Here is a 23,296-nt window from a genome sequence, read left to right on the forward strand (position 1 = left end):
TCCCGGTCCGCCCGCCGCGACCGTGTGGCGCCACCCGCCCGCCGGGCCGGGGTGGCGCCGTACGGTCGCGGCGGCATCCCCTCGGCCCGGGGGCCGGGGCGCACCCCATCTCCTCGGCCCGGGGGGCCGGGGGACACCCCATCCCCTCGGCCGGGAGGGCCGGGGGCACCCCATGCGCCGGACGCCGCTCCTCGACGGGCGAGCCCTGCCTGACGCCGCACTAGACTCGGCCCCCTGATGACCGCAACCCTCGTCGCCAAAGACCTCGCCGCCGGACACGGCGACCGCACGCTCTTCGCCGGGCTCGACCTCGTCGTCGCGCCCGGCGACGTGATCGGCCTCGTCGGCGCCAACGGCGCCGGGAAGTCCACTCTCCTCCGGCTGCTCGCCGGCCTCGACACCCCGGAGCACGGCGAGCTGCGGCTGTCCCCGCCGACCGCCGCGGTGGGCCACCTCCCGCAGGAGCCGGAGCGGCGCGAGGGGGAGACCGTACGGGGGTTCCTCGCCCGCCGGACCGGGGTCGCCGCCGCCCAGAGCGCGATGGACGAGGCCACCCGGGGGCTCGTCGACGGCACGCCGGGCGCCGACGACGCCTACGCGGCGAGCCTGGAGCGCTGGCTGGCGCTCGGTGGCGCCGACCTGGACGAGCGCGCCGAGGAGGTCGCCGGTTCGCTCGGCCTCCCCACCGGCCTCGACCGGCCGATGACCTCGCTCTCCGGCGGCCAGGCGGCCCGGGCCCAACTCGCCTCCCTGCTGCTGTCCCGCTACGACGTCTTCCTCCTCGACGAGCCGACCAACGACCTCGACCTGGACGGGCTGGAGCGACTGGAGCGCTTCGTCTCCGGCCTGCGTGCCGGCACGGTGGTCGTCAGCCACGACCGGGAGTTCCTCTCCCGCACCGTCACCAAGGTCCTCGAACTCGACCTCGCCCAGCAGGAGATCACGCTCTACGGCGGCGGCTACGCCGCGTATCTGGAGGAACGCGAGACGGCGCGGCGGCACGCCCGCGAGGACTACGAGGAGTACGCCGACAAGAGGGCCGCCCTCGAAGGCCGGGCCCGGATGCAGCGTTCCTGGATGGACAAGGGCGTCAGGAACGCGCGGCGCAAGGCCGGCGACAACGACAAGATCGGCCGCAAGTTCCGCAGCGAGGCGAGCGAGAAGCAGGCCGCGAAGGCCCGCCAGACGCAGCGCATGATCGAACGCCTCGATGTGGTCGAGGAGCCCCGCAAGGAGTGGGAGCTGCGCATGGAGATCGCGGCCGCGCCGCGCTCAGGGTCGGTCGTCGCGACCCTCCGCGACGCGGAGGTGCGGCGGGGCGACTTCCACTTCGGGCCGGTGTCGCTGCGGATCGACCTCGCCGACCGGGTCGCCGTCACCGGAGCCAACGGTGCCGGCAAGTCGACATTGCTCGCCGCCCTCCTCGGCAGGCTCACGCTGGACGCCGGGCACTCGGCCGTCGGTTCCGGCGTCGTCGTCGGCGAGATCGACCAGGCCCGTCGGCTCTTCCACGGCACGGACTCGCTGCTGGACGCGTTCTGCGCGGCGGTCCCCGACACCGAACCCGCCGACGTCCGCACCCTCCTCGCCAAGTTCGGTCTCAAGGCGGACCACGTACTGCGGCCGGCGGTCGGCCTGTCCCCGGGCGAGCGGACCCGGGCGGCGCTGGCCCTGCTCCAGGGCCGGGGCGTCAATCTGCTGGTGCTCGACGAGCCCACGAACCATCTCGACCTGCCCGCCATCGAGCAGCTCGAGTCCGCTCTCGACTCCTACACCGGCACGCTGCTGCTGGTCACCCACGACCGCCGGATGCTGGACACCGTCCGTACGACCCGGTGCCTCGAGGTGGCGCACGGCAAGGTCACCGAGTGCTGAGAACGGCCGGGCCCTGACCGTCTCCGCTGGAGCGGTTGCCCCGACTCCCCGAAGATGATGGGGGTGCCGGCGCCGTGGTGCCGAGGGCGCGGTAGCGCATACGGTGCCGTGCCGTGCCGTGCCGGGCCGAGGCCGAGGCTCAGCGCACGCGGTGCCGTGCCGTGCCGTGCCGGGCCGAGGCCGAGGCTCAGCGCACGCGGTGGCGTGTTCCCTGGGCGAACGCGAACGCGAAGGCTCAGCGCACCGGGCGCCGCCGCGGGCCGCACCGGTGCCGCCGGTCCGGAGGCCCGGTGCCGAACGGTCCGCAGCCGCCGCCCCGGGGGACCCGGCCGCGCGGACCCCGTCCGCGCGGCCGTGGCGGGTTCAGCGCCCGCCGCCTCCCCTGCCGTCCAGCAGCCCGGCCCGGCGCAGGGCGTCCGCCATCGCGCTGTTGGCGGGGGGTGCCGAGGGACGGCCGGAGCCGGAGCCCGAGCCGGCGGCCGGGCGGCGGTCGCGGCCGCCCTGGCGCTGCTGCGGCGGCCGGCCGCCGCCCTGGTCGCGGCGCCGGCCACCACCGCCGCCCGGCTGCGCCGCGGCCTCGTCGTCCAGCCGCAGCGTCAGCGAGATCCGCTTGCGCGGGATGTCCACGTCGAGGACCTTCACCTTGACCACGTCGCCCGGCTTCACCACGTCCCGCGGGTCCTTGACGAAGGTGCGCGACATCGCCGAGACGTGCACCAGGCCGTCCTGGTGGACACCGACGTCCACGAACGCCCCGAACGCCGCCACATTGGTGACGACTCCTTCCAGCACCATCCCGGACGCCAGGTCGGAGATCTTCTCCACGCCGTCCTTGAAGGTCGCCGTCCGGAACGCGGGGCGGGGGTCGCGCCCCGGCTTCTCCAGCTCCCGCAGGATGTCCGTCACCGTCGGCAGGCCGAAGGTCTCGTCGACGAAGTCGTCCGGGCGCAGCGACCGCAGCACGCCCGTGTTGCCGATGAGCGACGCGACCTCGCTGCCGGTCGTCTTCACCATGCGCCGCACCACCGGGTACGCCTCGGGGTGCACGCTGGACGCGTCCAGCGGGTCGTCGCCGCCGCGGATCCGCAGGAAGCCCGCGCACTGCTCGTACGCCTTCGGACCGAGCCGCGCCACGTTCCTGAGCTCCTTGCGGGAGTGGAAGGGGCCGTTCTGGTCGCGGTGCGCCACGATGTTCTCGGCGAGGCCCGCACCGATGCCCGAGACCCGGGACAGCAGCGGCGCGGAGGCGGTGTTCACATCGACGCCGACGCCGTTCACACAGTCCTCGACGACCGCGTCCAGCGAGCGCGACAGCTTCACCTCGGAGAGGTCGTGCTGGTACTGGCCCACGCCGATCGACTTGGGGTCGATCTTCACCAGCTCGGCGAGGGGGTCCTGCAGCCGGCGGGCGATGGACACCGCGCCGCGCAGCGAGACGTCCAGGCCCGGCAGTTCCTGCGAGGCGAACGCGGACGCCGAGTACACCGACGCGCCGGCCTCCGACACCATCACCTTGGTGAGCTTCAGCTCCGGGTGCCCGGCGATGAGGTCGGCGGCCAGCCTGTCCGTCTCGCGGGACGCCGTGCCGTTGCCGATGGCGACCAGCTCGACGGCGTGCTCCTTCGCCAGCCGGGCCAGCTTCGCCAGCGACTCGTCCCACTTGTTCGCGGGTACGTGCGGGTAGATCGTGTCGGTGGCGACGACCTTGCCGGTCGCGTCCACCACCGCCACCTTCACCCCGGTGCGGAAGCCGGGGTCGAGGCCCAGCGTCGCGCGGGTGCCGGCGGGGGCGGCGAGCAGCAGGTCCCGCAGGTTGGCGGCGAAGACCCGTACCGCCTCGTCCTCGGCGGCCGTCCGCAGCCTCAGCCGCAGGTCGATCCCGAGGTGCACCAGGATCCGGGTCCGCCAGGCCCAGCGCACCGTGTCCAGCAGCCACTTGTCCGCCGGCCGGCCCCGGTCGGCCACGTCGAAGCGCCGGGCCACCATGCCCTCGTAGGTCGAAGGACCGTCCGTGGGCTCCTCCGGCTCCAGCTCCAGGCTGAGCACGTCCTCCTTCTCGCCGCGCAGCATCGCGAGCACACGGTGCGAGGGGAGTTCGGTGAACGGCTCGGCGAAGTCGAAGTAGTCGGCGAACTTCGCGCCGGCCTCCTCCTTGCCGTCGCGGACCTTCGCCGCCAGCCGGCCCCGGGTCCACATCCGCTCCCGCAGTTCGCCGATGAGGTCGGCGTCCTCGGAGAAGCGCTCGGTGAGGATCGCGCGCGCGCCCTCCAGGGCGGCCGCGGCGTCGGCGACGCCCTTGCCGGCGTCGACGAACGCGGCGGCGGCCGCCAGGGGTTCGACCGTCGGGTCGGTCAGCAGACCCTCGGCGAGCGGCTCCAGCCCGGCCTCGCGGGCGATCTGCGCCCTGGTCCTCCGCTTGGGCTTGAAGGGGAGGTAGACGTCCTCCAGACGGGCCTTGGTGTCGGCGGACCGGATCTGCGCCTCGAGCTCGTCGGTCAGTTTGCCCTGTTCGCGCACGGACTCCAGGACCGCGGTCCGCCGCTCCTCCAGTTCCCGCAGATAGCGCAGCCGCTCCTCGAGCGTGCGCAGCTGCGCGTCGTCGAGCATCTCGGTCGCTTCCTTGCGGTAGCGCGCGATGAACGGGACGGTGGACCCGCCGTCGAGCAGCTCGACGGCCGCCTTCACCTGCCGCTCCCGTACGCCGAGCTCCTCGGCGATCCTGCCTTCGATGGACGTCGTCACGGTTCCCGACTCGCCTTCCGATACCGGCTGTGCCTGCGAGGCCGCGCGGACGTGTGCCCGCGCGATCTCCTCTGCTGCATTCTGCCGGGTGGGCCGGGGCCGTGTCGCGCGTCCCCCTACGCCCGGCGCGTGCGCCGTCCGCGGCCGGCCGCGCCGCCGAAGAGGCGGGCCAGCAGCCGGAACGGGGCGGTGACGACGGCGGCGACGATGCCGCCGAGGGTCCTGAGCGCGTCGGCGACGGCACGGAACACGGTTGCCTCCTCTGGTTCGAGCGGTTCACACACGTTGCCGTGTGGTTCGGGCACGTTGTCGTGCCCGGTTCCGGGTTGCCCTGCCCCGTGCCGTCAAACGTCCGCCGTGCCGCCGCCGGTCAGCCCTTCCCGCTGAGGCCGTCGGGGAAGGCTCCGGCCGCGGCGGCGGCTGTCAGGAACCCGCGGCCCAGCTCGGTGAGGCGTTCGACGCCGGCCGCGCCGAGGGACTCGTACGGGGCGCGGTCGAGCCGGTCGGTGTGCTCCTCCAGTTCCGCGCGGAGGGCCGTGCCCGCCTCGGTCAGTTCGCCGTCGCCGTCGAGCAGTCCCCGCTCGCGCAGCCGGTCGGAGGCCGCCTCCCAGTCGGTGCGCCGCCAGCCCCGGCTGGCGAGGATCCAGCGCGGTGACATGCCCTTGCCGGTCGCGGTGTGGCTGACCAGGGCCTCCAGCGGGTCCAGCCCGGCGGACAGCAGTGCGGCGAGATGGCCGTCGCCGCGGTGCTCGCGCAGCAGGGTCGCCGCGTGCCAGAGCGCGAGGTGCGGCTCCTCGGGCACCGGCAGGTCGGCGTGTGCGGCGTACAGCGGGCGGGCGTGCCGGGTGCAGGCCTCGGTGGCGCGCAGCGCCAGGCGGGCGGCCTCCGCCATCTCCGGTGAGGCGACGGCGTCCTCGCCGAGCAGCCGGCGCAGTGTCGCGTCGACCGCCCGGGTACGGGCGTCCAGCACCGCGGCGGGGGAGGCGGTGTCCCAGACCGCCGGGAGGTGCTGGGCGATCAGCTCGTGGCTGAAGTTGTAGAACGTGGCAGCGACGGTGCCCGGCCCGACGGCGCCCAGGGCGGCGGCGCGGCCCGCGAAGTAGGCGGCACGGGGGTCCTCGACGCCGATCCGCGCGAGTTCCCCCGCGAAGTCGGGCGAGAAGTACACGGTGGAGTGGAGCGGGTTGAGGGCGTTGTGGCAGCGGCGTCCCGCGCGCGGGTGAAGAGAGCTCATACCTGAACGTTACCGACCAGTCGGTACGGCGTGAAGGGATGGACACCGGGCCTCGATCCCGAGCCCGATCCCGAGCCTGATCCCGATGGCAGGAAAGGTGGGGTACTCGTCATTGCGGTCATCGGCCGGTGGCCGGGAGCATGGGCGTATGCAGCAGCGAACCGTGCTCGTGGTGCTCTTCGACGGAGTGCAGAGCCTCGATGTGACCGGCCCGGTCGAGGTCTTCACCGGCGCCAACCACGCGCCGCGGGCGCCGTTCCGCTACGCCGTGCGCACCGCCTCCCTCGACGGAGGTCCCGTGCGCACCTCCAGCGGCCTGACGCTCGTCCCGGACGGCACTCTCGGCGACAGCGGACCGCCGCACACGCTGATCGTGCCGGGCGGGGAGGGCACCCGCCGCCCCGATCCCTCCGTGGTCGACTGGCTGCGCGGCCGTGCCCGGGACGCCACGCGGCTCGTCTCGGTGTGCTCCGGCGCCCTGCTGCTGGCCGAGGCCGGGCTGCTCGACGGCCGCAGGGTGACCACGCACTGGTCCCTCTGCGACCGGCTCGCGCGCGCCCACCCCGAGGTGCGGGTGGAACCCGAGCCGATCTTCGTACGGGACGGCCGGCTCGCCACCTCGGCCGGGGTCACGGCGGGCATCGACCTGGCGCTCGCCCTGGTCGAGGAGGACCTGGGGCGCGGAACGGCGCTGACCGTCGCCCGCCATCTGGTGGTGTTCCTGCGCAGGCCGGGCAACCAGTCCCAGTTCAGCGCCCAGCTCGCCGCCCAGACCGCCCGGCGGGAACCGCTGCGCGACGTTCAGCAGTACATCACCGACCACCCGGACGGCGATCTGTCCGTGGCGGCGCTGGCCGGTCTGGCCAGACTCTCGCCCCGCCAGTTCGCCCGCGCCTTCCGCGCCGAGACCGGGACCACGCCGGGCGCGTACGTCGACCGGGTGCGCCTGGAGCACGCGCGCCGACTGCTGGAGGACACCGGCCACGGGGTCGGGGAGGTCTCCCGCGCCTGCGGCTACGGCACACCGGAGGCGATGCGGCGCGCCTTCGTGAAGGCCCTCGGTACGGCGCCCGCCGAGTACCGGCGCCGCTTCCACGCCCCCGCCCGCTGAACCCGCCCCTCCCGGCGGGCCCGCCCGCCCCGCCCGCCGAACCCGCCCCGTCCGCCGGACCCGTGCACGGCGCGGCCCGGGACGGGCCGTTCCCTCCGAGCCGCCACCGCACCCGCCGGCGGCCACGCCCGGTCCTCCCGGACCGCCTCACCCTCCCGGGGATCCGCCATGCAGATCGCATTCGTCCTCTACGACGGCTTCACCAGCCTCGACGCCATCGGCCCCTACGAGATGCTCTCCCGGCTCCCCGGGGCGGAGACCGTGTTCGTCGCCGAGGAGGCCGGCCCGGTACAGAACGACCAGGGCACCCTCGTCGTGGCCGCCGAGCGGGCGCTCCACGAGGTGACGGCCCCGGACATCGTGCTCGTACCCGGCGGACCCGGCTCCCGGCGCGCCATGCTCGACGAGACGGTCCTCGCCTGGCTGCGGACGGCCGACGCGACCAGCACCTGGACCACGTCCGTGTGCACCGGCTCGCACCTGCTGGCCGCGGCCGGACTGCTCGAAGGACGTCGCGCCACGTCCCACTGGCTCGCCCTGGACGACCTCGTGCCCTTCGGCGCGGAGCCGACGGGGGAGCGCGTGGTCTTCGACGGGAAGTACGTCACCGCCGCGGGCGTCTCCTCCGGCATCGACATGGCGCTCCACCTCCTCGGCCGGATCGCGGGAGACGAGGTCGCCCGGACGGTCCAGCTCCTCACCGAGTACGACCCGCAGCCGCCCTACGACGCGGGATCGCCGCAGAAGGCTCCGCAGCGGTTGGTGGCGCAGTGGCGTACCCGTGCCGGGCTGGTCCTGGGGGCGGATGCCTGAGCCCGGACAGCACCCGCGCCCGCGCCCGCGCCCGGGGCCATGAGCGGGCCGGGCTGCGCGCGGTGGCCCCGGACCGGCCCCGGACGGCCGGGCCCCAGCCGCCAACGGCCGCCAGCAGCCGCGGACGGCCGGGATCCAGCCGCTACCCGCCCTGGACGGCCGGGCCCCAGCCGGGACCGGCCGCCACCGCCGCCTCACCCGCTCCAGGTGAACCGCGGCGGCCTGCGCTCCAGGAAGGCGGCGACCCCCTCCGCCGTGTCGCCGCTGCCGCGCGCCTGCTCCGCCCAGTGGGCCTCGCGGTCGGCCCGCCCGGCCGCGAACTCCTTCGCGGCGGCCTGCGTCAGCTGCGAGCGGGCCGCCAGTACGCGGGCGAACTCGGCCACCCTCTTGCCCAGTTCGCCCGCGGGCAGCACCTCGTCCACCAGGCCGGTGCGCAGCGCCCGCTCCGTACCGATCAACTCGCCCGAGAACAGCAGGTACTTCGCGGTGGCCGGGCCCACGAGCGAGACCAGGCGCCGGGTGGAGGACGCGGGGTAGACGATGCCGAGTTTCGCCGGGGTGATCCCGAAGGAGGCGCCCTCCTCGGCGAACCGCAGATCGCAGGCGGCCGCGAGCTGGCAGCCGCCGCCCACGCAGTAGCCGCGGACCGCCGCCAGTGACGGTTTGGGGAACGCCGCGAGCGCGTCCTCGGCGCGCACGGCCAGCTCCTGAGGCGACTCGTCCGGGACCGCCGGGCCCAGCGAGGTGATGTCGGCGCCCGCGCAGAAGGTGCCGCCGTCGCCGGTCAGCACCAGTACCCGGACGGCGGGGTCGCGGCCCAGCCGGGCCAGCAGCCCGGGCAGCTCGCGCCACATCGCGGCGGTCATCGCGTTGCGCCTGGCCGGATGGCTGATGACGACGGTCGCCACCCCGTCCGCCACCGAGTGCCGTAGCCCCGGCTCCGCCCCGTACGCCTCGTTCGTCCGGTCCATGCGCCGGATGCTATCCGCCGGGCCGCTGCCTACGATCGGGGAGGGGGTGCCGGTGCGGGGCGCGCCGGTGACGCAGGCGACGGTGTCGCAGAGCGTGACGGCAGCGACCACGGCGACCGGGGAGGGCACGACGAGGAGGCAGCGATGACCGGTCCCGCCCGGGAGGGCAGAAAGCTCCGCCGAAGCTTCGGATGGCTGGCGGTCCTCGGCGTGATCCTGGTGATCGCCGGAATCGTCGGCCTCGTCTACGTCGGGCTCGCCACCCTCACCTCGATGCTCCTGTTCGGATGGCTGCTGCTCGTCGGCGGGGTCGTCGGACTGCTCCACGCGATCGAGTCGCGCGGCAGCAGCTTCTTCTGGCTCGCCGTCGTCGTCGCCGCCCTGAACATCGCGGCCGGCGTGGTCGTCATCCGCCATCCGGAGGGCAGCGCGGAGGCGCTGACGATGTTCGCCGCGCTGCTGTTCCTCACCGGAGGGCTGTTCCGGCTGGTGGGCAGTCTGGTCGTGCGCGGTCCGCAGTTCGGCTGGACCCTGCTCCAGGGCGCCTTCGGTCTGCTGCTGGGCATCCTGGTGCTCGTGAACTGGCCGGAGAGCAGCCGCTACGTCCTCGGCGTGTTCTTCTCCCTCGCCCTGCTCTTCGACGGGCTGGGGCTGATCGCGATCGGCGTGTCCGGCCGGCAGATCGTGGGGATGGTCGCGGACGGCGGGCGGATCGGGGAGGCCGGGGGGACGCCCGGCCGGGCGGCTGCCGGCGTATCCGAGAGGTCGTCAGAAGACGACCCCGATCGGTCGAAGAACTGACCCGAACGCACCATCCCGGTTCGGAACCGTCGATAGGAGCTGACTTCTGGTCAGCAGCCCGGTATGGACCAGTGCATTCCCGACACTCGTGTACGCAACAGTTCCCAGCGACGTTTCACGAGGGTGGGTGCGGGTCTATGGAGAGCCCCGGGAGCGTCCCGGCCCGGCCACTGTCGTACGAAGGCGTCTGGCGGTTCACCGCACCCGCACTCGACGTTTCCGTACCGCAGGCCCGGCATGCCGTCCGCGACCTGGTCCGCCGACAGGGCGTACCGGTCCACGACGAGGTCCTGCAGGGACTGCTGCTGATCGTGTCCGAACTCGTCACCAACGCCGTACGGCACGCGGCGCTGCTGTCGCCCGAGGTGACCGTCGAGGTCGCGGTCGGCCCGGAGTGGATCCGGGTCGCCGTCGAGGACGACCACCCCTATCGGCCCAAGGCCCTGGAGAGCGACTCCGCCCGGACCGGCGGCCGGGGACTGCTGCTGGTGAAGGAGATCACCCGGGAGACGGGCGGCGAGTGCGACGTCCAGCACACCCCGCGCGGCGGAAAGATCGTCTGGGCGGCACTGCCCCTCGTCCCGGTGAGCGGCGCGGCACCCCTGTAGGCGCCGCACCGCGGGACCCCATGGCAGGGCCCGCCGGCTCACCAGCCCCCGGACGGGCCGGTCAGCTCCCTGATCGCCGGGCGCGCCCCGTCCAGCACCGTCATGAACCAGGCCGAGAACGTGTCCCGCGCATGCCGCTCCGACAGCTCCGCCGCCGTGACGAACGCCGTCTCGCCGACCTCCTCCGGGTCGGGCCGCAGCGGCGACTGCACCAGGCCCACGAACAGGTGGTTGAACTCCTGCTCGACCAGGCCCGAGGCCGGGTCCGGATGGTTGTAGCGGACGGTGCCCGCCTCGGCCAGGAGCGACGGGGAGACGCCCAGCTCCTCGTGTGTGCGCCGGGCGGCGGCCGTGAACGGAGCCTCGCCCGGATAGGGGTGCCCGCAGCAGGTGTTCGACCAGACGCCGGGGGAGTGGTACTTGCCGGGCGCCCGCCGCTGCAGCAGCAGCCTCCCCTGCTCGTCGAAGAGGAACACGGAGAACGCCCGGTGCAGCTGTCCCGGCGCCTGATGGGCGGAGAGCTTCTCCGCGGTGCCGATGGTTCGGCCGCTCTCGTCGACCAGTTCGAGCAAGATCGGTTGCGCGGTGCCGTTCGACGAGCTGTTCGGCGCGGTGGCGGGTGTGATCGGCATAGCCATCCTTCGCTTCGGTCCTCGGCCCTGAGGGGCGCACCCAGTCTGCCGTACAAAAGCGGCTTGTCCGCACTTCACCGCCCCTGGGCATGTCCGTGCCCGTGCGGGGAGCCGCACGGGCACGCGGGGCGGTTCACACCCCGAACGCCTCCGGGTAGGTGATCATGCCCTGCGGCGGGTCCGTGGAACCGTCCAGCACCAGGGCCATCATCGCCTCGTCGGGCACCTCGAAGCCCGGCCGGATGCCGAGCCGTGAAGCAGGCCCGAAGCCGAACCTCCGGTAGTACTCCGGACGGCCCAGCACCACGACCAGTCGCTCGCCCCCGATCCGCGCGGCGTCCAGCACCGCGCGGATCACCGCGGACCCCGCCCCCTGCCCCTGGTGCTCCGGGGCGGTGGCGCAGGGGGCCAGCGCCAGTGCGGGCTCGCCGCCGACCAGGCAGCGGGTGAGCAGCGCGTACGCGGCGACGGAGCCGTCCGGCGCCTCGGCCACCCAGGACAGTCCCGGCAGCCACGCCCGCGGATCCCGGCGCAGGGCGTCCACCAGCTCCGCCTCGTCGCGGGTGGGGAACGCCGCGGCGTTCACGGCGTGTACGGCCGGGATGTCGGCGTCCGTCTCCGGCCGGACCCGCCGGTGCGGGTCGGCGGGTCGCAGCACATAGCCGGTGTAGCCGTACTCCCCGCCGTGGTCCCGGCGCATCGCGATCTCCGCCCGGGTGGCCTCCAGCGCGGCGGCCGCCGCCCCGGTCGCCGTCCGCGGATCGACCGCGGCGGCCCTGGCTGCGAGCGGGCCGTAGTACTCCTGCCAGTCGCTCTCGGGCTGCCGGTGCACCGCGACGACGTGATATCCGGCGCCGACCGCCGCGGCGGCGTTGGCCGCCGTCGTGCGCAGCGGGTAGTGCTCGTCCCAGAACGCGCGGGCGGCCCGGCTCGGTTCGGCGCAGGTCCACTCGCACTCGGTGAGGACCAGGGCGCCGCCCGGGGCGAGCAGCCGCCGCCAGCGGCGCAGCGCGGTGTCGAAGCCGATCGCGTACGCCGAGCCCTCGGCCCAGACCAGGTCGAACGACCCGTCCGGGAAGGGCGGCGCGCCCATGTCGGCGAGCACGGTGCGGACACGCCCGGCGAGACCGCGCGCGGCGCTCGCCCGCCTCAGCTCGTCCAGGAACGGCTGGTGCAGATCCACCGCCGTGACCTCGGCCCCGGCCTCGGCCGCCAGCAGCAGCGCGGCGCGGCCGGGACCGCAGCCGAGGTCGAGGATCCGGGGACGGGGCGGGAGGGGGCCCGCGAGGGCCAGCAGTCGGCGGGTGGTGGCGTCGGAGCCGGGCCCCTGCCGGGGCAGCCCGCGGTGCAGGGCGAAGAAGGCGTCACGGAAGGCGTTGTCGGACTCTGACACGGTGTCAAACCCCCGGGGGGAGACGGGTCCCGGCCGCCGCATCGATCAGGTCGGGGTGCGGGCCGGGGTACGGGCCGGGGTGCGCCCGGGGGTGCGGAAGGCGACCGGCCGGGAGCCCGGGGGCCGGGCGGGGACGGGTGCTGCGCGGGGCAGCGGCGACTGCGACCGCCATCGACGTCGGCTCCTCTCCCTCCCGCACGGGCCCGGCCGGTCCGGTCCGGCGGCCCTCAGTGACAGTAGCCCGCCTCGTGCTCCGCGTGGCCGCCGGGTTCCAGCTGGAATGTGCAGTGCTCGACGTCGAAGTGCGAGCCGAGGCAGCTCTGCAGGTCGTGCAGCATCTTCTCGTGACCCACCTCGTCCAGGAAGTCGGGCGCCACCACCACGTGCGCGGAGAGCACCGGCATTCCGGAGGTGATCGTCCAGGCGTGCAGGTCGTGGACGTCCAGGACGCCGGGGAGGGCCTCGATGTGCTCCCTCACCTCGGCCATGTCGACGCCCTTCGGCGCCGCCTCCAGCAGCACGTTCAGCGTCTCCCGCAGCAGCTTCACCGTCCGCGGCACGATCATCAGGCCGATCGCCAGCGAGGCGATCGGGTCGGCCGCCTGCCATCCGGTCGCCAGGATGACGGCCGAGGAGACCAGCACCGCCACGGAGCCGAGGGCGTCCGCGAGGACCTCCAGATACGCGCCGCGCACATTGAGGCTCTCCTTCTGCCCCCGCATCAGCAGGAACAGCGACACCACGTTGGCGGCCAGACCGACGAGGGCGAAGACGATGGCGACGCCGCCCTTGGTCTCGGCCGGTGTGATGAAGCGCTGGATCGCCTCGTAGAGCAGGTAGCCGCCGACGCCGAGCAGCAGCAGGCAGTTCGCCAGCGCGGCGAGGATCTCCGCCCTGGCGAGGCCGAAGGTGCGGTTCGCGTCGACCGGGCGGCCCGCGAAGTGGATCGCGAGCAGCGCCATGCCGAGCCCCAGGGCGTCGGTGGCCATATGGGCGGCGTCGGCGATCAGGGCGAGCGAGTCCGCGAGCAACCCGCCGGCGATCTCCAGGCCCATCACGCCGAGCGTGATGGCCAGCGCGACCCGCAGCCGTCCCCGGTAGGCGGAGGCCGCGGTCCCCGCCGGCGGGCGGCCGCCGTGTCCGTGGTCGTGCCCTGCCCCCATGCCAGACGCCTCCCGGATCGCCGCGGACGTTCCGTCCCGCGTGGTCAGTGAACTACGGGCGGGAGCACCGGGCAACACGACGCTGAACACCGTTGTCATATGCCTGACCTGCGGTGATGTCCGCAGATCAGGCCGCCGGCCAGGCACCGGGACGGGTCAGTGGCGCACGCACTCCGGGTGGTGCAGCAGCCAGCCCTCCCACGCCGACTCGACCATCTCGCGCACCCCGCGTGAGGCCGTCCAGCCGAGCTCCTCACCGATGCGCCCGACCGAGGCGACGGCCCGCGCCGCGTCCCCGGGGCGGCGCGGCCCGACGACCGCGGGCGTGCCGTGACCGGTCACCTCGGCGACGACCCGGGCCAGTGTGCGCACCGAGACCCCCTCGCCGCGGCCGACGTTCACCGTGAGGTCGCCGGCCCCGTCCTGGGCGGCCAGCCGGCGGGCCACGGTCAGATGGGCGTCGGCGAGGTCGGCGACGTGGATGTAGTCGCGGACGCAGGTCCCGTCGGGTGTCGGGTAGTCGTCGCCGAAGATCCTCGGTGCGTCACCCCGGGTGATCCGGTCGAAGAACATCGGGATGACGTTGAACACCCCGGTGTCGGCGAGCTCCGGCCGGGCCGCACCCGCGACGTTGAAGTAGCGCAGACAGGCGGTGGCGATGCCGTGCGCCCGGCCCGCCGCCCGCACCAGCCACTCGCCGGCCAGCTTGGTCTCCCCGTACGGGCTGATCGGCACCGCAGGGGTGTCCTCCGTGATCAGGTCCGCGTCGGCCATCCCGTACACCGCCGCCGAGGAGGAGAAGAGGAAGCGCTGCACGCCCGCGTCGGCGACCGCCTCCAGCAGTACGGTCAGCCCGTGCACGTTCTCCCGGTAGTAGCGCAGCGGCTGCTCCACGGACTCGCCGACCTGCTTCCTCGCCGCCAGGTGCACCACGCCGGTGACCCCGTACCCGGAGAGGACGCGGTCCAGCAGTTCCCGGTCCAGCAGGGTGCCCCTCACCAGCGGCACCCCCTCGGGCAGCCGCGCCTCGTCGCCCGTCGATACGTCGTCGAGCACGACGACCCGCTCCCCGGCGCCGGTCATGGCGTGCGCCACGTGCGCTCCGATGTACCCCGCCCCGCCTGTGATCAGCCATGTCATGCCCGCCACCCTAACCACGCGGCGCCCGGGCGGCGGTGCCGCCGGGGGCGGTTTGTGGGGTCGGCCGCCGATCGACGATGATGATCTCGGTCACGGTGCCGGCGGCCGGTGCCGGTCCGGGCGGGGACGCCCGGATCGAGCACGAGGCCGGCGGGACGGGCGCGGGTGTCCTCACCGGGAAACCTCAGTGAACTCGCGCTTCCGTTCATCCGATAGCCTCAGCCGACATGCCGCCGCCCGGTCCCGGGCCGAGCCGCCGTGCCCACCCGTCTGATAGCGCCAAGGAGTGAGTCCGTCTGTCGACCGCCATCCTCACCGGTCCGCCGGTACCCGGATCGCCGCTCGAAGGCGATCTGCGGGCGCTGGGCTTCGACGTACGCATCGCCACCGGGGCCGACGAGGCGGCCGGCCTGCTGGCCGCTCTCCCCGCCGCCGAGCGGGCCGCCCTCGTGGACCCGCGCTTCGTCGGTCACGTGCACGCGCTCCGCCTCGGCCTGACGGACCCGCGTTTCCCGGCGGCCGCGATCCCCGGCGCCGCCACCGCCCTGCCGGAGGCGCGCCCCGCCCTGCTGGCGGCCCTGCGGCAGGCGTCCGCCGGACCGCGACCGGACGGGCAGCGCCCCGTGCGGTCGTCCCAGGACGGCGCGTCCCCCGGCGGCCCGGCCACGGACACCCGCCCCGCCCGGGCCGACGTGCTCCCGGACCTCGTCGCCGCCGCCCTCGCCGACGGCGGCGCCGCCCCGCACCGTCCCGAGCTCGGGCCCCTGGTGGCGACCGTGCCCGGCGACCCCCAGGCCCGCAACGAGGCCCGCCAGGCGCTGGCGGCCGTCGACGACGAGGACGTCCGGCTGCGGTCCGCCGTCAAGGCGCGCGACGGGTTCTTCACCACCTTCTGCATCAGCCCGTACTCCCGCTACCTCGCCCGCTGGTGCGCCCGGCGCGGGCTGACCCCGAACCAGGTCACCACCGCCTCGCTGGTCACCGCCCTCATAGCGGCCGCCGCCGCGGCCACCGGCACCCGGGGCGGCTTCGTCGCCGCCGGTGTGCTGCTGATCCTCTCCTTCGTCCTGGACTGCACCGACGGGCAGCTCGCCCGCTACTCCCTGCAGTACTCGACCCTCGGCGCCTGGCTCGACGCCACCTTCGACCGGGCCAAGGAGTACGCGTACTACGCGGGCCTCGCGCTCGGCGCCGCACGCGGCGGGGACGACGTCTGGGCCCTGGCGCTGGGCGCGATGGTGCTGCAGACCTGCCGGCACGTGGTCGACTTCTCCTTCAACGAGGCCAACCACGACGCCACCGGCAACACCAGCCCCACCGCCGCCCTCTCCGATCGCCTCGACGGCGTCGGCTGGACGGTCTGGGTCCGGCGCATGATCGTGCTGCCGATCGGCGAGCGCTGGGCCATGATCGCCGTGCTGACCGCCGCCACCACCCCGCGGATCGTCTTCTACGCGCTGCTGGCCGGCTGCGCCTTCGCCGCCACGTACACCACCGCCGGGCGCGTGCTGCGCTCGCTCACCCGCAAGGCCCGAAGGACCGACCGGGCCGCGCGGGCGCTCGGCGACCTCGCCGACTCCGGACCGCTGGCGGAGGGCTTCGCCGCCCGTCTCGGGGGCGTGGCCCGCCGGCTCCCGGCGTTCGCGCCCCCGGTGATCGCCCTGGCGGGCGCCGCGGCGGTCACCCTCACCGCGGCGCTCACCCCCTACGGCAGCCCCTGGACGGCCGTCGCCGCCCTCGGCTACGCGCTCACCTCGGGCCTCGCCGTCGCCCGCCCGCTCAAGGGCGCCCTCGACTGGCTGGTGCCCCCGGTCTTCCGCGCCGCGGAGTACGGCACGATCCTGATCCTCGCCGCCCGGGCGGACGTGGACGGGGCCCTTCCCGCGGCTTTCGGCCTGGTGGCCGCGGTCGCCTACCATCACTACGACACGGTGTACCGCATCCGCGGCGGCACCGGCGCGCCCCCGCACTGGCTGGTCCGGGCGGCCGGCGGGCACGAGGGGCGGACCCTGGCGGTCGCGCTGCTGGCCGCCCTGCTCGGCGCCCCGCAGTTCACGATCGCGCTGACGGTCCTCGCGGTCGCCGTGGCACTGGTGGTGGTCGCGGAGTCCGTCCGCTTCTGGGTGTCCTCCGGAGCACCCGCCGTACACGACGAAGGAGAACCCGCATGATCGGCCTTGTCCTGGCTGCCGGTGCCGGACGGCGTCTGCGCCCCTACACCGACACCCTTCCGAAGGCCCTCGTGCCCGTGAACGGGGACCTCTCGGTCCTCGACCTGACGCTGGGGAACTTCAGCGAGATCGGCCTCACCGAGGTCGCCGTCGTCGTCGGCTACCGCAAGGAGGCCGTGTACGCGCGCAAGGACGAGCTGGAGGCCACCTACGGCCTGAAGCTCACCCTGATCGACAACGACAAGGCCGAGGAGTGGAACAACGCCTACTCCCTGTGGTGCGCCCGCGACGTCCTCAAGCAGGGCGTGATCCTCGCCAACGGCGACACCGTGCACCCGGTCTCCGTCGAGAGGACCCTGCTCGACGCCCGCGGCGACGGCCGGCGGATCATCCTCGCCCTCGACACGGTCAAGCGACTCGCCGACGAGGAGATGAAGGTCATCACCGCGGACGGCCAGGGCGTCCGGCAGATCACCAAGCTGATGGACCCGGCCGGGGCCACCGGCGAGTACATCGGCGTCACCCTCATCGAGCCCGAGGCCGCCGAGGAACTCGCCGACGCGCTGAAGGCCACCTTCGAGCGCGACCCCGACCTCTACTACGAGGACGGCTACCAGGAGCTGGTGAACCGCGGCTTCCGGATCGACGTGGCGCCGATCGGCGACATCAGCTGGGTCGAGATCGACAACCACGACGACCTCGCCAGGGGCCGGGAGATCGCGTGCCTGTACTGACCCGGCTCATCCCGTCGCCGGTCGTCGTCGACATCCGCCCGGGTGCCCTGGAGGACCTGCCGGGTCTGCTCGCCGACCAGCGCATCTCGTCCGGGGGCCGGCTCGCGGTCGCGACGAGCAACGGCTCCGGGCAGGTGCTGCGCGAGCGGCTCGCCCCGCTGCTGCCCGACGCCGACTGGTACGAGGTGGCGGGCGGCACGATCGACGCGGCGGTCCGGCTCGCCGACGACATCAAGGGCAAGCGGTACGACGCGGTCGTCGGCCTCGGCGGCGGCAAGATCATCGACGTGGCCAAGTACGCCTCGGCCCGGGTCGGCCTGCCCCTGGTGGCCGTGGCGACCAACCTCGCGCACGACGGCCTCTGCTCCCCGGTCGCGACGCTCGACAACGACAACGGGCGCGGCTCCTACGGAGTCCCCACGCCGATCGCCGTGGTGATCGACCTGGAGGTCATCCGCGAGGCCCCGGTGCGCTTCGTCCGGGCCGGCATCGGCGACACCGTCTCCAACATCTCCGCCATCGCCGACTGGGAGCTCTCCCACCGGGTCGGCGGCGAGAAGGTCGACGGCCTGGCCGCGGCCATGGCCCGTACCGCGGGCGAGTCGGTGCTGCGCCACCCCGGGGGCGTCGGCGACGACGGATTCCTCACCGTGCTGGCCGAGGGCCTGGTCCTGACCGGCATCGCCATGTCGATCAGCGGCGACACCCGCCCCTCCTCCGGTGCCTGCCACGAGATCAGCCACGCCTTCGACCTGCTGTACCCCAAGCGCTGCGCGCTGCACGGCGAGCAGGTCGGCCTGGGCGCCGCCTTCGCGATGCACCTGCGCGGTGCCCACGAGGAGTCCGCGCTGTTCGCCGAAGTGCTCGGCAGGCACGGGCTTCCGGTGCTGCCCGGCGAGATCGGCTTCTCCGTCGACGAGTTCGTCAGGGCCGTGGAGTACGCACCGCAGACGCGGCCCGGCCGCTTCACCATCCTCGAGCACCTCGACCTGTCCACCGACCAGATCAGGGACGCGTACGCCGACTATGCCAAGACCATCCGTAGCTGAGCTCCGCCCGGTCGTCCACCCGGCCGGGGTGAAGGACCGGCGCAGCGGCGAGCACTGGGGCGGCCGCCTCTACATGCGCGAGATCTCGCTGCGCATCACCCGCGTCCTGGTCGGCACCAAGGTCACGCCGAACCAGCTGACGTACCTGATGACGCTGGCCGGGGTGCTGGCCCTGCCGGCCCTGCTGGTGCCGGGCGTCTGGGGCGCCGTCCTCGCCGTGCTGATGGTCCAGCTCTACCTGCTGCTGGACTGCGTGGACGGCGAGGTCGCCCGCTGGAAGAAGCAGTACTCCCTGTCCGGGGTGTACCTGGACCGGGTCGGCGCCTACCTGTGCGACGCGGCGGTCCTCACCGGCTTCGGCCTGCGCGCCGCGGACCTGTGGGGAGGGGGACGCATCGACTGGCTGTGGGCCTTCCTCGGCACTCTCGCCGCGCTCGGTGCCATCCTCATCAAGGCCGAGACCGACCTGGTCGGCGTCGCCCGGCACCAGGCCGGGATGGAGCCGGTCAAGGACGCGGCGGCCGAGCCGCGTTCGTCCGGCATGGCCCTCGCCCGCCGGGCCGCCGCCGCGCTCAAGTTCCACCGGCTGGTCCTCGGCATCGAGGCGTCGCTGCTCATCCTGGTGCTGGCGATCGCCGACCAGGTACGGGGCGACCTGTTCTTCACCCGCCTCGGCGTGGCGGTGCTGGCCGCCATCGCCCTGCTGCAGACGGTGCTGCACCTGGTCTCCATCCTCGTCTCCAGCAGGCTGAGGTGAGCCGGATGAAGCTCGGTGCCGTCATCATCACCATGGGCGACCGGCCCGACGACCTGCGCGCCCTGATCGACTCGGTCGCCAAGCAGGACGGCGACCCCGTCGAGGTGGTCGTCGTGGGCAACGGCGCCCCGGTCACGGGGGTGCCCGACGGAGTGCGCACGGTCGACCTGCCCGAGAACCTGGGCATCCCCGGCGGCCGCAACGTCGGCATCGAGGCGTTCGGCCCGGGCGGTGGCGACGTCGACGCGCTGCTGTTCCTCGACGACGACGGCCTGCTGCCGAACAGCGACACCGCCGAGCTGGTGCGCCGGGCGTTCGAGGAGGACCCGGCCCTCGGGATCATCAGCTTCCGGATCGCCGACCCGGACACCGGGCTGACCCAGCGCCGGCACGTCCCCCGGCTGCGGGCGTCCGACCCGATGCGCTCCTCGCGCGTCACCACGTTCCTCGGGGGAGCCAACGCCGTCCGCACTACGGTGCTGCAGCAGGTCGGCGGGCTGCCGGGCGAGTTCTTCTACGCGCACGAGGAGACCGACCTCGCCTGGCGGGCCCTCGACGCGGGCTGGATGATCGACTACCGCTCCGACATGGTGCTGCACCACCCGACGACGCCGCCCTCCCGGCACGCGGTCTACCACCGCATGGTGGCCCGCAACAGGGTGTGGCTGGCCCGCCGCAACCTGCCCGCTCCGCTGGTGCCCGTCTACCTCGGGGTGTGGATCCTGCTCACGCTCCTCAGGCGGCCCTCGGCCGCGGCCCTGCGGGCCTGGTTCGCCGGCTTCCGGGAGGGCTGGGCCACTCCCTGCGGACCCCGCCGTCCCATGAGGTGGCGTACCGTGTGGCGACTGACGCGACTGGGCCGACCGCCGGTCGTCTGACGGTCCGGGATCTGAGAGCATCGGGCGTACTCCGGGACCTGGCCGCCACCTGAGGCCCACCGCCGCGCATCCTGAACACGAAAGTCTCGACTTGTGAGTGACACAACCCACGACGGCGCGATCGCCACGAGCGCCCGGCCGTCTCCCGACGACGGTCTGACACCGGCGGAGCTGGCCGCCAAGTACGGCCTGTCGGTGAGCGGTGCCCGCCCCGGGCTGGTCGAATACGTCAGGCAGCTCTGGGGCCGCCGGCACTTCATCCTCGCGTTCTCGCAGGCGAAGCTGACCGCTCAGTACAGCCAGGCGAAGCTCGGCCAGCTGTGGCAGGTCGCGACGCCGCTGCTGAACGCTCTCGTGTACTACCTCATCTTCGGTCTCATCCTCGGCGCGGGCCGCGGGATGCCGAAGGAGGTCTACATCCCGTTCCTGGTGACGGGCGTGTTCGTGTTCACGTTCACGCAGACGTCGGTGATGGCCGGTGTCCGGGCCATCTCCGGGAACCTGGGACTGGTGCGCGCTCTGCACTTCCCGCGGGCCTCGCTGCCGATCTCCTTCGCGCTGCAGCAGCTCCAGCAGCTGCTGTTCTCGATGGTCGTCCTCGTGCTCATCGTGGTCGGCTTCGGCAGCTACCCGTCTCTGAGCTGGCTGCTGGTGCTGCCCGCCCTGGGACTGCAGTTCGTCTTCAACGTCGGCCTGGCGATGATCATGGCGCGGATGGGCAGCAAGACGCCCGACCTCGCGCAGCTGATGCCGTTCATCATGCGGACCTGGATGTACGGGTCGGGTGTCATGTTCTCGATCAAGGTGATGCTCGCGGACAAGCCCGCGTGGATCGCCGAGGTCCTGATGTACAACCCGGCGGCGATCTACATGGACCTGGTCCGCTTCGCCCTGATCGACGGGTACGACTCGTCGAACCTGCCCTCGCACGTGTGGCTCGCCGGCGGGCTGTGGGCGCTGCTGCTGGGGGTCGCCGGGTTCGTGTACTTCTGGAAGGCGGAGGAGCGCTATGGCCGTGGCTGACCACCTCGACGACCCGCTCGACGCCCGGGTTCCCACCGTCATCGCCGACGACGTGCACATCGTGTACCGCGTCAACGGCGGCAGCGGCGGCAAGGGCAGCGCGACGGCCGCGCTGAGCCGGATACTGCGACGCGACCGCGGGGAGTCCCGCGGCGTGCGCAAGGTCCACGCCGTCCGCGGCGTCTCCTTCACCGCCTACCGCGGTGAGGCCATCGGCCTGATCGGCACCAACGGCTCCGGGAAGTCGACCCTGCTGCGCGCGATCGCGGGGCTGCTGCCCACCGAGAGCGGCCGGGTCTACACCGACGGCCAGCCGTCGCTGCTGGGTGTCAACGCGGCCCTGATGGGCGATCTGACCGGTGAGCGGAACGTCATCCTCGGCGGCCTCGCCATGGGCATGTCGCGTGAGGAGATCCGCGGCCGCTACCAGGCCATCGTCGACTTCTCCGGTATCAACGAGAAGGGCGACTTCATCACCCTGCCGATGCGCACCTACTCCTCCGGGATGGGCGCCCGGCTCCGCTTCGCGATCGCGGCGGCCAAGAACCACGACGTGCTGATGATCGACGAGGCGCTGGCCACCGGCGACCGCAAGTTCCAGATCCGCTCCGAGGAGCGCATCCGGGAGCTGCGGAAGGAGGCGGGGACGGTCTTCCTGGTCAGCCACAGCAATAAGTCGATCCGGGACACCTGCGACCGGGTGCTGTGGCTGGAGAAGGGCGAGCTGCTGATGGACGGCCCGACGGACGAGGTCATCAGGGCGTACGAGAAGGAGACCGGTAAGTAGCCCGTCCTCCGCGGTGGGCGGCGGGCCCCGCCCGGGACGAAAGCTGTCCGGCCGGGGTCCCCGCCCGGACGGCCTCCGGCCCGGCCGCCCTCGCCGAAGTGACGGCCGGGCCCGTGCGGCCGGGGCGGAAGGAGCTCCACGCCGCTCCGTCCGGTCGCCAAGTCCTTCTCGCCCCGGGGGAGTTCGGCGCGGAGCCGGATCCCTCGCGGCCCGGCGGGTGCCCCGCCGAGGGCCGGCACGGGGCGGAACGTAAGCTGTACCGGTTGCCGATTCACGGCAAGTGGGGCGATACGCCCTGCGTGGATTCCGCCGACGGACCGCGAACCCCCTCGTGGGGACCGGCGGCGTGTCCGAAATAGGATGTATTGGGTCGGCAGTGTAGAACGGGAGATGTGACGGCCATGACGGAAGATCTCCAGCTCCGCGTGGGCAGTGCCGTCCCCGCACCTGGCAGCCCGCAGTGACAGGTACCCGGCAGGTGCGCCCCGACGCCTCCACGCGCACCACGCTCGCCAAGGCCGCGGACGAGAACTTCCCCGTGGCCCCCTTCTTCCTGCCCCGGGCCTGGCGCGACGACCTCATGGCCGTCTACGGATACGCCCGGCTCGTCGACGACATCGGCGACGGCGACCTCGCCCCGGGCGGAGCCGACGCCCGCCACCTCGGGCTCGACCCCGAGCGGGCCGACGACCGGCTCGCGATGCTCGACGCCTTCGAGGCCGACCTGCTGCGGATCTTCCCCGGCAACGGCAACGGCGAAGGTGAAGGCCGCGGCGACGGCGGCGGCCCCCGCCATCCCCTGCTGCGGGCGCTGGTGCCGACCGTACGCCGCCGCGCGCTCGCCCCGGAGCCGTTCCTCGGCCTGATCGAGGCCAACCGCCAGGACCAGCTCGTCCGCCGCTACCGGACCTGGGACGACCTCACCCGCTACTGCGAACTGTCCGCCAACCCCGTGGGCCGGCTCGTCCTGGCGATCACCGGTACGGCCAGCCCCGAGCGGATCCGCCGGTCCGACGCCGTGTGCACCGCGCTCCAGATCGTCGAGCACCTCCAGGACGTCGCCGAGGACCTGGCCGCGGACCGCGTCTACCTCCCGGCCGACGACATGAAGGACTTCCGGGTCACCGAGGGCGACCTGGCCGCACCGAGCGCGGGCGAGCCGGTGCGCGCCCTGATCGCCCACGAGGCCGCGCGCGCCGGCCGGCTGCTGGACGAGGGCATCCCGCTCGTGGGCAGCGTCCACGGCCGGCTGAGGCTGCTGCTCGCCGGCTTCGTCGCCGGGGGACGCGCAGCCCTCGCCGCCATCGCGGACGCCGGCCACGACGTCCTCCCCGGGCCGCCCCGGCCCACCAGGACCCGGCTGATGCGCGAAGTGGGAGCCGTCCTGCACAGAGCGCGTAGAGAGGGGTGAGCC

21 protein-coding genes are annotated in these 23,296 nt (G+C 73.7%); 13 read left to right on the forward strand and 8 right to left on the reverse strand.

Annotation, left to right across the window (positions count from 1 at the left end):
• Nucleotides 1-237 precede the first annotated feature (237 nt).
• Complete coding sequence (locus tag DDW44_RS27140; protein WP_108908097.1) at nt 238-1,875, forward strand: ABC-F family ATP-binding cassette domain-containing protein; 1,638 nt, start codon at nt 238-240, stop codon at nt 1,873-1,875.
• Between the two features lie 363 nt (nt 1,876-2,238).
• On the opposite strand, the gene DDW44_RS27145 is transcribed toward DDW44_RS27140, so the two are convergent.
• The 3 genes from DDW44_RS27145 to DDW44_RS27150 form a co-directional block, all read right to left on the reverse strand.
• Nucleotides 2,239-4,617, reverse strand: a complete 2,379-nt coding sequence (locus DDW44_RS27145; RefSeq protein ID WP_108908098.1) for a Tex family protein — start codon at nt 4,615-4,617, stop codon at nt 2,239-2,241.
• 116 nt (nt 4,618-4,733) lie between these two features.
• Nucleotides 4,734-4,868, reverse strand: coding sequence for an LPFR motif small protein (locus DDW44_RS33260; protein ID WP_017944225.1), 135 nt, complete (start codon nt 4,866-4,868; stop codon nt 4,734-4,736).
• A gap of 119 nt (nt 4,869-4,987) precedes the next feature.
• The gene (locus DDW44_RS27150) at nt 4,988-5,851 is read right to left on the reverse strand and encodes an SCO6745 family protein (protein ID WP_108908099.1); all 864 of its coding nucleotides are present in this window, start codon (nt 5,849-5,851) and stop codon (nt 4,988-4,990) included.
• Nucleotides 5,852-5,999: 148 nt separating this feature from the next.
• On the opposite strand from DDW44_RS27150, the gene DDW44_RS27155 reads away from it, so the two are divergent.
• Both DDW44_RS27155 and DDW44_RS27160 read left to right on the forward strand, forming a co-directional pair.
• Complete coding sequence (locus tag DDW44_RS27155; RefSeq protein WP_108908100.1) at nt 6,000-6,962, forward strand: GlxA family transcriptional regulator; 963 nt, start codon at nt 6,000-6,002, stop codon at nt 6,960-6,962.
• A gap of 168 nt (nt 6,963-7,130) precedes the next feature.
• Nucleotides 7,131-7,775: a DJ-1/PfpI family protein gene (locus DDW44_RS27160; RefSeq protein WP_108908101.1), complete on the forward strand. Its 645-nt coding sequence runs from the start codon at nt 7,131-7,133 to the stop codon at nt 7,773-7,775.
• Between the two features lie 194 nt (nt 7,776-7,969).
• Here DDW44_RS27160 and DDW44_RS27165 read toward each other — a convergent pair whose 3' ends face one another.
• Entirely contained in the window at nt 7,970-8,746 is a 777-nt protein-coding gene (locus tag DDW44_RS27165) for an enoyl-CoA hydratase/isomerase family protein (RefSeq protein ID WP_108908961.1), read from the reverse strand.
• 144 nt (nt 8,747-8,890) lie between these two features.
• On the opposite strand from DDW44_RS27165, the gene DDW44_RS27170 reads away from it, so the two are divergent.
• Nucleotides 8,891-9,547 (forward strand): HdeD family acid-resistance protein, encoded by a 657-nt coding sequence (locus DDW44_RS27170; RefSeq protein ID WP_017944219.1) that lies wholly within the window; start codon nt 8,891-8,893, stop codon nt 9,545-9,547.
• 137 nt (nt 9,548-9,684) lie between these two features.
• A complete protein-coding gene (locus tag DDW44_RS27175; RefSeq protein WP_108908102.1) occupies nt 9,685-10,155 on the forward strand; it encodes an ATP-binding protein in 471 nt (156 codons plus the stop codon).
• Between the two features lie 38 nt (nt 10,156-10,193).
• On the opposite strand, the gene idi is transcribed toward DDW44_RS27175, so the two are convergent.
• From idi to galE, 4 genes are all read right to left on the reverse strand, one after another.
• The gene (gene idi / locus DDW44_RS27180; RefSeq protein ID WP_017944217.1) at nt 10,194-10,787 is read right to left on the reverse strand and encodes an isopentenyl-diphosphate Delta-isomerase; all 594 of its coding nucleotides are present in this window, start codon (nt 10,785-10,787) and stop codon (nt 10,194-10,196) included.
• A gap of 133 nt (nt 10,788-10,920) precedes the next feature.
• Nucleotides 10,921-12,180, reverse strand: coding sequence for a bifunctional class I SAM-dependent methyltransferase/N-acetyltransferase (locus DDW44_RS27185; RefSeq protein WP_108908103.1), 1,260 nt, complete (start codon nt 12,178-12,180; stop codon nt 10,921-10,923).
• Nucleotides 12,181-12,407: 227 nt separating this feature from the next.
• Nucleotides 12,408-13,343 carry a cation diffusion facilitator family transporter gene (locus DDW44_RS27195; protein WP_108908104.1) on the reverse strand — a complete coding sequence of 312 codons (936 nt, stop codon included), beginning with the start codon at nt 13,341-13,343 and terminating at the stop codon, nt 12,408-12,410.
• Between the two features lie 156 nt (nt 13,344-13,499).
• Nucleotides 13,500-14,483, reverse strand: a complete 984-nt coding sequence (gene galE / locus DDW44_RS27200) for a UDP-glucose 4-epimerase GalE (RefSeq protein WP_108908105.1) — start codon at nt 14,481-14,483, stop codon at nt 13,500-13,502.
• Nucleotides 14,484-14,779: 296 nt separating this feature from the next.
• Between galE and DDW44_RS27205 the strand changes: the two genes are divergently transcribed.
• The 8 genes from DDW44_RS27205 (at nt 14,780) to hpnC (ending at nt 23,293) form a co-directional block, all read left to right on the forward strand.
• Nucleotides 14,780-16,654 (forward strand): DUF5941 domain-containing protein, encoded by a 1,875-nt coding sequence (locus DDW44_RS27205; RefSeq protein WP_108908106.1) that lies wholly within the window; start codon nt 14,780-14,782, stop codon nt 16,652-16,654.
• Nucleotides 16,651-17,388 carry a phosphocholine cytidylyltransferase family protein gene (locus tag DDW44_RS27210; RefSeq protein WP_017944211.1) on the forward strand — a complete coding sequence of 246 codons (738 nt, stop codon included), beginning with the start codon at nt 16,651-16,653 and terminating at the stop codon, nt 17,386-17,388. The genes DDW44_RS27205 and DDW44_RS27210 overlap by 4 nt, the downstream gene beginning before the upstream one ends.
• Complete coding sequence (locus DDW44_RS27215) at nt 17,376-18,437, forward strand: iron-containing alcohol dehydrogenase family protein (RefSeq protein ID WP_018888989.1); 1,062 nt, start codon at nt 17,376-17,378, stop codon at nt 18,435-18,437. The genes DDW44_RS27210 and DDW44_RS27215 overlap by 13 nt, the downstream gene beginning before the upstream one ends.
• Nucleotides 18,415-19,194: a CDP-alcohol phosphatidyltransferase family protein gene (locus DDW44_RS27220; RefSeq protein WP_206307390.1), complete on the forward strand. Its 780-nt coding sequence runs from the start codon at nt 18,415-18,417 to the stop codon at nt 19,192-19,194. The genes DDW44_RS27215 and DDW44_RS27220 overlap by 23 nt, the downstream gene beginning before the upstream one ends.
• Before the next feature lie 5 nt (nt 19,195-19,199).
• Nucleotides 19,200-20,072, forward strand: a complete 873-nt coding sequence (locus tag DDW44_RS27225) for a glycosyltransferase family 2 protein (protein ID WP_018888991.1) — start codon at nt 19,200-19,202, stop codon at nt 20,070-20,072.
• A gap of 93 nt (nt 20,073-20,165) precedes the next feature.
• Entirely contained in the window at nt 20,166-21,095 is a 930-nt protein-coding gene (locus tag DDW44_RS27230; RefSeq protein WP_017944207.1) for an ABC transporter permease, read from the forward strand.
• A complete protein-coding gene (locus DDW44_RS27235) occupies nt 21,082-21,882 on the forward strand; it encodes an ABC transporter ATP-binding protein (RefSeq protein WP_017944206.1) in 801 nt (266 codons plus the stop codon). Before DDW44_RS27230 ends, DDW44_RS27235 begins: the two co-directional genes overlap by 14 nt.
• Before the next feature lie 460 nt (nt 21,883-22,342).
• Nucleotides 22,343-23,293, forward strand: coding sequence for a squalene synthase HpnC (gene hpnC / locus DDW44_RS27240; protein ID WP_425275667.1), 951 nt, complete (start codon nt 22,343-22,345; stop codon nt 23,291-23,293).
• Nucleotides 23,294-23,296 lie beyond the last annotated feature (3 nt).

It is taken from the genome of Streptomyces tirandamycinicus, assembly GCF_003097515.1.
Classification (GTDB): Bacteria; Actinomycetota; Actinomycetes; order Streptomycetales; family Streptomycetaceae; genus Streptomyces; species Streptomyces tirandamycinicus.

What these genes read in the sequence shown, in the direction of transcription:
- DDW44_RS27140 (WP_108908097.1), top strand. Translation starts at nt 238, where the DNA reads ATGACCGCAACCCTCGTCGCCAAAGACCTCGCCGCCGGACACGGCGAC.
- DDW44_RS27150 (WP_108908099.1), bottom strand. Translation starts at nt 5,851, where the DNA reads ATGAGCTCTCTTCACCCGCGCGCGGGACGCCGCTGCCACAACGCCCTC.
- DDW44_RS27155 (WP_108908100.1), top strand. Translation starts at nt 6,000, where the DNA reads ATGCAGCAGCGAACCGTGCTCGTGGTGCTCTTCGACGGAGTGCAGAGC.
- DDW44_RS27160 (WP_108908101.1), top strand. Translation starts at nt 7,131, where the DNA reads ATGCAGATCGCATTCGTCCTCTACGACGGCTTCACCAGCCTCGACGCC.
- DDW44_RS27165 (WP_108908961.1), bottom strand. Translation starts at nt 8,746, where the DNA reads ATGGACCGGACGAACGAGGCGTACGGGGCGGAGCCGGGGCTACGGCAC.
- DDW44_RS27170 (WP_017944219.1), top strand. Translation starts at nt 8,891, where the DNA reads ATGACCGGTCCCGCCCGGGAGGGCAGAAAGCTCCGCCGAAGCTTCGGA.
- DDW44_RS27175 (WP_108908102.1), top strand. Translation starts at nt 9,685, where the DNA reads ATGGAGAGCCCCGGGAGCGTCCCGGCCCGGCCACTGTCGTACGAAGGC.
- idi (WP_017944217.1), bottom strand. Translation starts at nt 10,787, where the DNA reads ATGCCGATCACACCCGCCACCGCGCCGAACAGCTCGTCGAACGGCACC.
- DDW44_RS27195 (WP_108908104.1), bottom strand. Translation starts at nt 13,343, where the DNA reads ATGGGGGCAGGGCACGACCACGGACACGGCGGCCGCCCGCCGGCGGGG.
- galE (WP_108908105.1), bottom strand. Translation starts at nt 14,483, where the DNA reads ATGACATGGCTGATCACAGGCGGGGCGGGGTACATCGGAGCGCACGTG.
- DDW44_RS27210 (WP_017944211.1), top strand. Translation starts at nt 16,651, where the DNA reads ATGATCGGCCTTGTCCTGGCTGCCGGTGCCGGACGGCGTCTGCGCCCC.
- DDW44_RS27220 (WP_206307390.1), top strand. Translation starts at nt 18,415, where the DNA reads ATGCCAAGACCATCCGTAGCTGAGCTCCGCCCGGTCGTCCACCCGGCC.
- DDW44_RS27225 (WP_018888991.1), top strand. Translation starts at nt 19,200, where the DNA reads ATGAAGCTCGGTGCCGTCATCATCACCATGGGCGACCGGCCCGACGAC.
- DDW44_RS27235 (WP_017944206.1), top strand. Translation starts at nt 21,082, where the DNA reads ATGGCCGTGGCTGACCACCTCGACGACCCGCTCGACGCCCGGGTTCCC.